Here is a 7,233-nt window from a genome sequence, read left to right as displayed (position 1 = left end):
GAGATCAATTTAATATTTTGGACTTTAAAAAAGCCCATCGAAATGATGGCCATATTTTGCTAAAGCACCCGTTAGCCATCCATGTAGCGCAAAATCAGCGCTACACCACAGAGAATGAAAATGTGAAAACCTGGGTATAGAATACTACGGCTGGGAGAGGAAGGTCGATGAACTATGGTGCCATAGAGCCCATCCGTTAGTCTGACTCCAACGACCACGGTGCATCACAGACTGTCGCTCCCTTACGGGAAGCACTCATGGGAGATTAATCCTACTCTGGTTATTGCACCAGCCTCCAATACTATTTGCCGTAGAAAGGATGATTACCATGGAAGTAATCATTGAACGTGCTTGTGGGATGGATGTCCATAAGGATTCCATTACTGCTTGTATTATTACCCCAAAAGGAAAGGAGATTCAAACGTTTTCCACTAAAACTGTATTTCTATTACAGTTAATTGACTGGATTAAGGAGCATGGTTGTACTCACGTAGCAATGGAAAGTACAGGTGTATTTTGGAAGCCTATTGTTAACTTGCTAGAAGCCGAGAGCATTGAGTTTTTAGTAGTGAACGCTCAACATATGAAAGCAGTACCAGGTCGCAAGACCGATGTAAAGGATGCAGAATGGATTGCCAAACTTCTTCGTCATGGTCTACTTAAAGCAAGTTTTATTCCAGACCGAAATCAGCGGGAATTACGAGAGTTGGTTCGATACCGTCGAAGTATTATTGAAGAGCGTGCAAGACAACATAATCGGATTCAAAAGGTTTTAGAAGGGGCCAATATCAAACTCGGTTCCGTTGTCTCCGACATCATGGGTGTTTCGTCGCTTGATATGCTTCGTGCTATCGCCGATGGCGAAAATGATCCTGAGAAATTAGCCAGCTTTGCCCGGCGATCAATGAAGAAGAAAAAGAGTGAACTAGAACTAGCTCTTCGAGGGTATATCAATCCACATCAACGTCTCATGTTAAAAACCATTCTGGTCCATATAGAATTTCTAACTGAGCAGATTGAGCTATTAAACGAAGAGGTGGCTACTAGGTTATCCTCCCATCAAGAAGATATAGAACGATTGGATTCCATTCCTGGCATCGCCACTCGAATGGCTGAACAAATCTTAGCCGAAGTCGGTACAGATGTGGAGAAGCAATTTCCCAGTTCAGCGCACTTATGTTCCTGGGCAGGATTAGTACCTGGACATAATGAAAGTGCGGGCAAGAGGAAATCAACCAACATGAAAAAAGGAAACAAGTACTTGAAATCGGCGTTAATTGAAGCAGCTCATTCTGTTAGAGGATCCAAGACCTACTTGGGAGCCTTATATAGGCGCACTGCATCAAGAAAGGGTAAAAAGCGTGCAGGGATATCAGTGGCTCATGCCATTTTAAGAATCAGCTATTATCTCCTAACTCGCAAAGAAATGTACGTAGACTTAGGGGAAGATTACTTTGACAAACAAAAAGAACAATCGATTGTACGATATTCTGTTCGAAGACTTGAAAACTTAGGTTACAACGTGACAATCACTGAACCAAATGCCTCCTAGTCCAACCCACAATTTAATTCACATTTAGGCGCTGCACTTTTTTAAAAAATTATTGAGCTGCGTCAGATTTCGTATTGCCTTTTTCTCTAAATCGAAGATTTTAATTTTCATGGGAGTTGAATAAGAAAGTTAAAATTATAAATTAAATCTTTCTTTAATAAATTCGGCTACTTCTACTGCATTCAAATTGGTATTGTTTATTTTTATATAATTTTCCTTTTTTATTTCACCCTCATAGGAGTTCAATCTATGTCTTTCCATTGTCTCCTAATATTCTTACTCCTTGTATCCCTAAGCCGATAGTAACTTCTTTTCTTATTCCTAATTTTAATTCTTCTATTAGTTAATGCTTTACTAGTTCATTTATTATTTTTATTATTGCTTCGATTAATTCATCTTTAGACTTTGTTGAATCACCTATAACCTCGTATAAAGGTTTTAAAGATGGTACACCAACATATTTATCGAAATTATCCATTACATTTCCCCATAAATGATGAGCAGTGAAACCGGTGGCCCCCACGGGTATTGGTATTGTGCCATTTTCTGTCGAAATATTAAATTCTTCAATCATTCCGTCAGCCGTCAGGATTTCACTTGAGGTTTTGTCTTTTTTATTTCCAAAAATAAAGACGGAAACACCTACATTGGAAAGCATCTCTTCACGATATTTTGTCCATAGTTCACTAAGAGGAATGTCCCCTGAAGTATTTTGCGGGAAAGGTTTTGACTTAAGCCTATCTTCTACATTCCTTGCGTTATTTTGATAGAGTTCCTCTAGAGCTCCTGAAATCAGAGAACTTCCTATGCCCAGCCCAAATCCTGTTACAATATTATTTTCATTTTTTATTATTGCTTTACTTAACCTCGTACTAAACTCAAATGCTAGAGTTTCTTCCCATTCCCCATATACTGCCGCACTTCCTGATAGAAACACATTTTTTCTTCTAATGATTCTTTCTATATAGTGCAAAATGGCTGTAATTTCCTCGTACTGTTCTACTAGCAGGACGTTAATTCTATAACGCTTTAAATCTCTAATTCTTAATTCTTGCTTAACTTCAGCATATCGAAACTCATCTTCAATTTCGTAATCACTCTTGGCAACTTTTTTCATAAAGCAATAGTGATTTCTTGAGTTTTCCCCCAAAAGTATTCGAATTCTGCTAAGAATGTATGACAAGTTCGGATCATCAAAACTAAACCCAATAAATAAAAAAGTTTTAGAAACTAAGTCACCTTGCAGCGCTGTACTAAATAACCTTCTTGTTAAATCATATCCCTCGTAATCATCTTTAGTTAAAACAGCTTGGTGAGCCATGGTGCTATCTCCATGCATTTTATAAACAATAGCATCAGTATTTGTCATTGTATGACTAAGGTTCTCAGGAACCATCTTTGTATCTACTTTTTTATTGTTATTTTCTAAATTTATTTCTAATAATTTATCATAATTAGTAGTCCAGTAAGTTTTTATTGGTAGCCGAGCTAATACTTTATGATTTTCGGTAACCTTTACATCTTTCGTAAACTCATCTACCAAAATTTGATTTATTTTAGAGCGTCCTTCAAATTCGTTAACGTGATACTGAGCTAAAGCGATCAAATCATGTTCGATATCAATGTCTAAATCAAGATCTTCAGCTACCTCTCTCATTAACTCTTTCCAATTAACATAACCCGCTGGTTGAGACAATCCTGCACCCGCAAAGATAGCAGCATTAGATTCACTCATCGCTCTAACATAAGTTCTAATAAATTCTTTAGTTTTTGCATTATACATTGGTTTATCTCTCCTTCTATAAAGAAATAAAGAGTGAGACTTTTTAAAGTATCACTCTTTCTAAATATCTCTATTAATGGGCAGCTATATATGCTTCCTCTACCCATTTGGAAAACTTTACACTATCGAATGGCCAGTCATAGACTTTATAGCCATTCGCAATCAATTTGGCCGGAACGGCACCTTTAATATCAGTTTCGCCATCTTTATTTTTAATATTATTTATATGAATTCCTAAAATACCATTACCTCTTTTGATACTTTCTTCGATTTCATAATTTATATATTTTCTCCCCGCTGATTTTGCTCCTATTAGCACGACAGTTACAGAAGTATTTTTTAAACCTTCATCAATCATTTTTTTTATTGCTGCGTCGCCTTTCTTTTTTGCTTCTTCCCAAAGCGAAGCATCGTGGAAGCCAGCAGCAGAAGAACCGATTACAACACCACTATTTCTTACTACATTTGTTCTCCATATATCTCTCTGATAATGAAAGCTAAAAAAAGCTCTTTTTGCCATGTCAATTCCTCATTCCATAGTTTTAATTTTCAATATTTTAATTATAACATTTATTTTCCATATTTAGAAAATTGTTTTAGACTTTTTTCCAAAACAGTTCGTAAAAGTACACTTTTACGAACCGTCATAAATTACTATATTTAATGGTTTTTATACTTCGTAAAACTATAAATTATATTCATGAACATTCACATTTTCTCACATACTTATCCGAACTCTATTGGTAGAGTAATAAACAATTCTACCCCTTGAACTAGATTAAATAGATATCCACAACGGGTTAACAGGTTACTTCATGTAAATAAAACTATTCTAAAAATAGTTACTTGACAAAGATGAATTCCACTTTATAATTGAAATTGAGAATCGTTTTCAATTAAGATTTATCGATATAATAAAGGAGATACATTCAATGAAAAAAGCATTATACATTATTTTAACCTTTGCATTGGTTATTTTAGCGGCTTGTAGCAACGATACTACCACTAAAGACACAACAAACAACAATACAAAAGAAAGCAAAGAAGTAAATCTATACACAGCACGTCATTATGATGTGGACGATGAGCTATATGCAAAATTCGAAGCAGAAACAGGCATTAAAGTAAATGTCATTAAAGGTGAGGCAGACGAATTACTAGAGCGAATTAAACGTGAAGGTGATGCCACCCAAGCTGATTTATTTTTAACAGCGGATGCAGGTCGTTTATTCCGAGCAAAAGATGAAGGATTATTACAAGCTGTTTCAAGTGATGTATTGGACGAGCAAATTCCAGCTAACTTTCAAGATAAAGACCAAATGTGGTATGGTTTAACCAAACGTGCACGTGTCATGATTTACAACAAAGAAACCGTCAAACCTGAAGAATTATCCACATATGAAGCACTTACAGAAGATAAGTGGAAAGGCCGTATCTTGATTCGTGGATCAGAAAATGTATATAATCAATCTTTATTAGCCTCATTTATTGAAATTAACGGTGAAGAAAATGCGAAAGAATGGGCTTCTGGATTAGTAGCAAACTTCGCACGTGACCCTGAAGGCGGCGACCGCGACCAAGCAAAAGCAATTGTTGCTGGTATCGGAGATGTAGCAATTATGAATACATACTACTTTGGCCAAATGTTAAACTCGGAAGATCCAGAAGAAGTAAAAGTAGCCCAAAAATTAGGAGTATTTTTTCCTAACCAAGAAACAACAGGAACGCATGTTAACGTAAGTGGTGCCGGAGTTGTTAAAACATCAAAAAACAAAGAGAATGCGATTAAATTACTTGAGTTCTTGTCTTCTCCTGAATCACAAATAACGTTTGCAGAAGCTAACTATGAGTACCCAGTGAATAAGTCAGTAGAACCATCTGAGCTGTTAAAATCTTGGGGAGAATTTAAAGAACAAGAAATCCCTTTATCAACTCTAGGAGAAAATAATGCAAAATCGATATTAATATTTAACGAAGTAGGCTGGAAATAATAAGTATTCTACCCTTGTCTCATTGACAAGGGTTTTCTTTCTAGTTATTAAAGAGGTGTATTAATTGAAAAGAATGGCAAATTTAAATAGTTGGACTGTACTAGCAGGAATCATCATAATTCTGTTGTTTTTACCGAATTTAACCATCATTTCGGGTATCTTTACACCATCGAATGAGAACTGGGAACACATGAAAGAGTTTGTATTGACCACTTACATCAAAAATTCCTTCATACTGATAGTTTTTACAGCTGTCCTAACGATAATAATTGGTTCAAGCTTAGCTTGGATGATTGCTCAATATCAGTTTCCCTTCCGTCGATTCTTAAAATGGGCGTTAATTCTCCCGCTTTCAATTCCACCATTTATTGGTGCGTATACTTATCATGGAATCGTTAATTATACTGGAGTTGTTCAAACGACCCTTCGCGAGCATTTTGGACTAGAACTTAATCCCGGTTATTTCGATATTATGAATCTACCAGGTGCCATTTTCATCTATACTATTTTCTTGTATCCCTATGTGTACACAATTACCCGGGTATTCTTATCACAACAATCAGCATCTTTAGTCGAAAGTGCACGTGTTTTGGGTAAGGGACCATGGCAAGTTTTCTTTCAGGTCGTTATACCAGTTTCACGCGTTTCTATAATAGGTGGGGCAAGTTTAGTTATTTTAGAAGTTTTAAATGATTATGGGGTGGTTAAATATTATGGAATTCAAACCTTTAGTACAGCTATCTTTCAAACGTGGTTTGGATTAGGTGATATTGATTCTGCGATTAAACTTGCAGCATCTCTGATGGGCTTTGTTATTATTATCCTTATGTTAGAGAAAGTACTGAGAGGTCGAAGACAATATAGTTATTCCACAACAAAAGTACGACCTTTACCTCGAATTCAATTAAAAGGGGCTAAAGCATTTTTTGCATCCTCATATGGTTTTATCATTTTAAGCTTGGGCTTTTGTATTCCAGTCTTGCAGTTAATGGACTGGCTAATCTTAACTTTCGGAAAGATTCCTATGGAAGAATTTTTGATATACGTTAAAAATTCTGTTCTAGTTGCTGGAATAAGTGCTACATGTATTGTTGTTTTTGCTTTAATCGTAGGGAACTTTGGACGTCTTGTTCATGGGAAAATTTCTAAATTGTTACCTAAACTAACGATTCTTGGCTATTCTATTCCTGGAGCCGTCATAGCGGTAGCAGTTGTTACGGCGTTTATCGCACTTGACCGGTTTTTAGCTCCACTTTATCAAGTACTTAGTGCAAATTCAACTTTAGTTTTAAGTGTTAGCCTTGTCATGTTAATTACTGCATACATCATTAGGTTCTTTGCTATTGGTTATAATTCGATTGAATCTGGTTATGACAAAATAGGAACTGATTTTAGAGATGCTTCGAGATCACTTGGTGTAGGACTAACCAAAACGTTTTTTAAAGTCGATGTACCGATGATGAAAGGTGCCATTATAAGTGGATTTATTCTTGTGTTTATTGACATATTAAAGGAGATTCCTTTAACACTTATTTTGCGTCCTTTTAACTTTGATACACTTTCTACGAAAGCCTTTCAATATGCAAGTGATGAAAAAATTATGGAAGCATCACAAGCTTCTTTATTAATAATTAGTTTAAGTGCCATTGCCATTGTTATTTTTAATAAGTTTCTCGATAAGGAGCCGAAATAATATGTATATTTCCATTCAAGACGTTTGTTTTTCATATCCGAACTCAGAAAGTTATGCACTAGACCAATTTTCAATAAATATTGAAAAAGGTGAAATAATTTCAATATTAGGGAGAAGTGGAAGTGGAAAAAGTACCATCCTTCGCTTACTTGCAGGCCTTGAAATCCCAACAAGAGGTTCCTTTACAATTCAAGAGGAAGTAATGTTTGATCAA

6 protein-coding genes are annotated in these 7,233 nt (G+C 35.7%); 4 read left to right on the top strand and 2 right to left on the bottom strand.

The features are described 5' to 3' along the window. The first annotated feature begins 328 nt into the window (after positions 1 to 328). On the top strand, positions 329 to 1,552 hold the full coding sequence (locus LDK52_RS19720) for an IS110 family RNA-guided transposase (protein ID WP_277587610.1): 1,224 nt from the start codon (positions 329 to 331) through the stop codon (positions 1,550 to 1,552). Between the two features lie 343 nt (positions 1,553 to 1,895). On the opposite strand, the gene LDK52_RS19710 is transcribed toward LDK52_RS19720, so the two are convergent. After that, positions 1,896 to 3,335, bottom strand: coding sequence for an SIR2 family protein (locus LDK52_RS19710; protein ID WP_277587609.1), 1,440 nt, complete (start codon positions 3,333 to 3,335; stop codon positions 1,896 to 1,898). Positions 3,336 to 3,408: 73 nt separating this feature from the next. Next, positions 3,409 to 3,855, bottom strand: a complete 447-nt coding sequence (locus LDK52_RS19705; RefSeq protein ID WP_277587608.1) for a TIR domain-containing protein — start codon at positions 3,853 to 3,855, stop codon at positions 3,409 to 3,411. Between the two features lie 412 nt (positions 3,856 to 4,267). Here LDK52_RS19705 and LDK52_RS19700 point away from each other — a divergent pair, with 412 nt between their 5' ends. The 3 genes from LDK52_RS19700 to LDK52_RS19690 all read left to right on the top strand — a co-directional run. Beyond that, positions 4,268 to 5,326: a Fe(3+) ABC transporter substrate-binding protein gene (locus LDK52_RS19700; RefSeq protein ID WP_277587607.1), complete on the top strand. Its 1,059-nt coding sequence runs from the start codon at positions 4,268 to 4,270 to the stop codon at positions 5,324 to 5,326. Positions 5,327 to 5,399: 73 nt separating this feature from the next. Further along, a complete protein-coding gene (locus LDK52_RS19695; protein ID WP_277587611.1) occupies positions 5,400 to 7,019 on the top strand; it encodes an ABC transporter permease in 1,620 nt (539 codons plus the stop codon). A gap of 1 nt (position 7,020) precedes the next feature. After that, positions 7,021 to 7,233 (top strand): ATP-binding cassette domain-containing protein (locus LDK52_RS19690; RefSeq protein ID WP_277587606.1); only part of this gene is annotated, 213 nt, incomplete at its 3' end.

This window comes from Psychrobacillus antarcticus, assembly GCF_029533155.1.
GTDB classification, from domain to species: Bacteria; Bacillota; Bacilli; order Bacillales_A; family Planococcaceae; genus Psychrobacillus; species Psychrobacillus antarcticus.
This window is presented reverse-complemented; position numbering and strand designations above follow the sequence as displayed.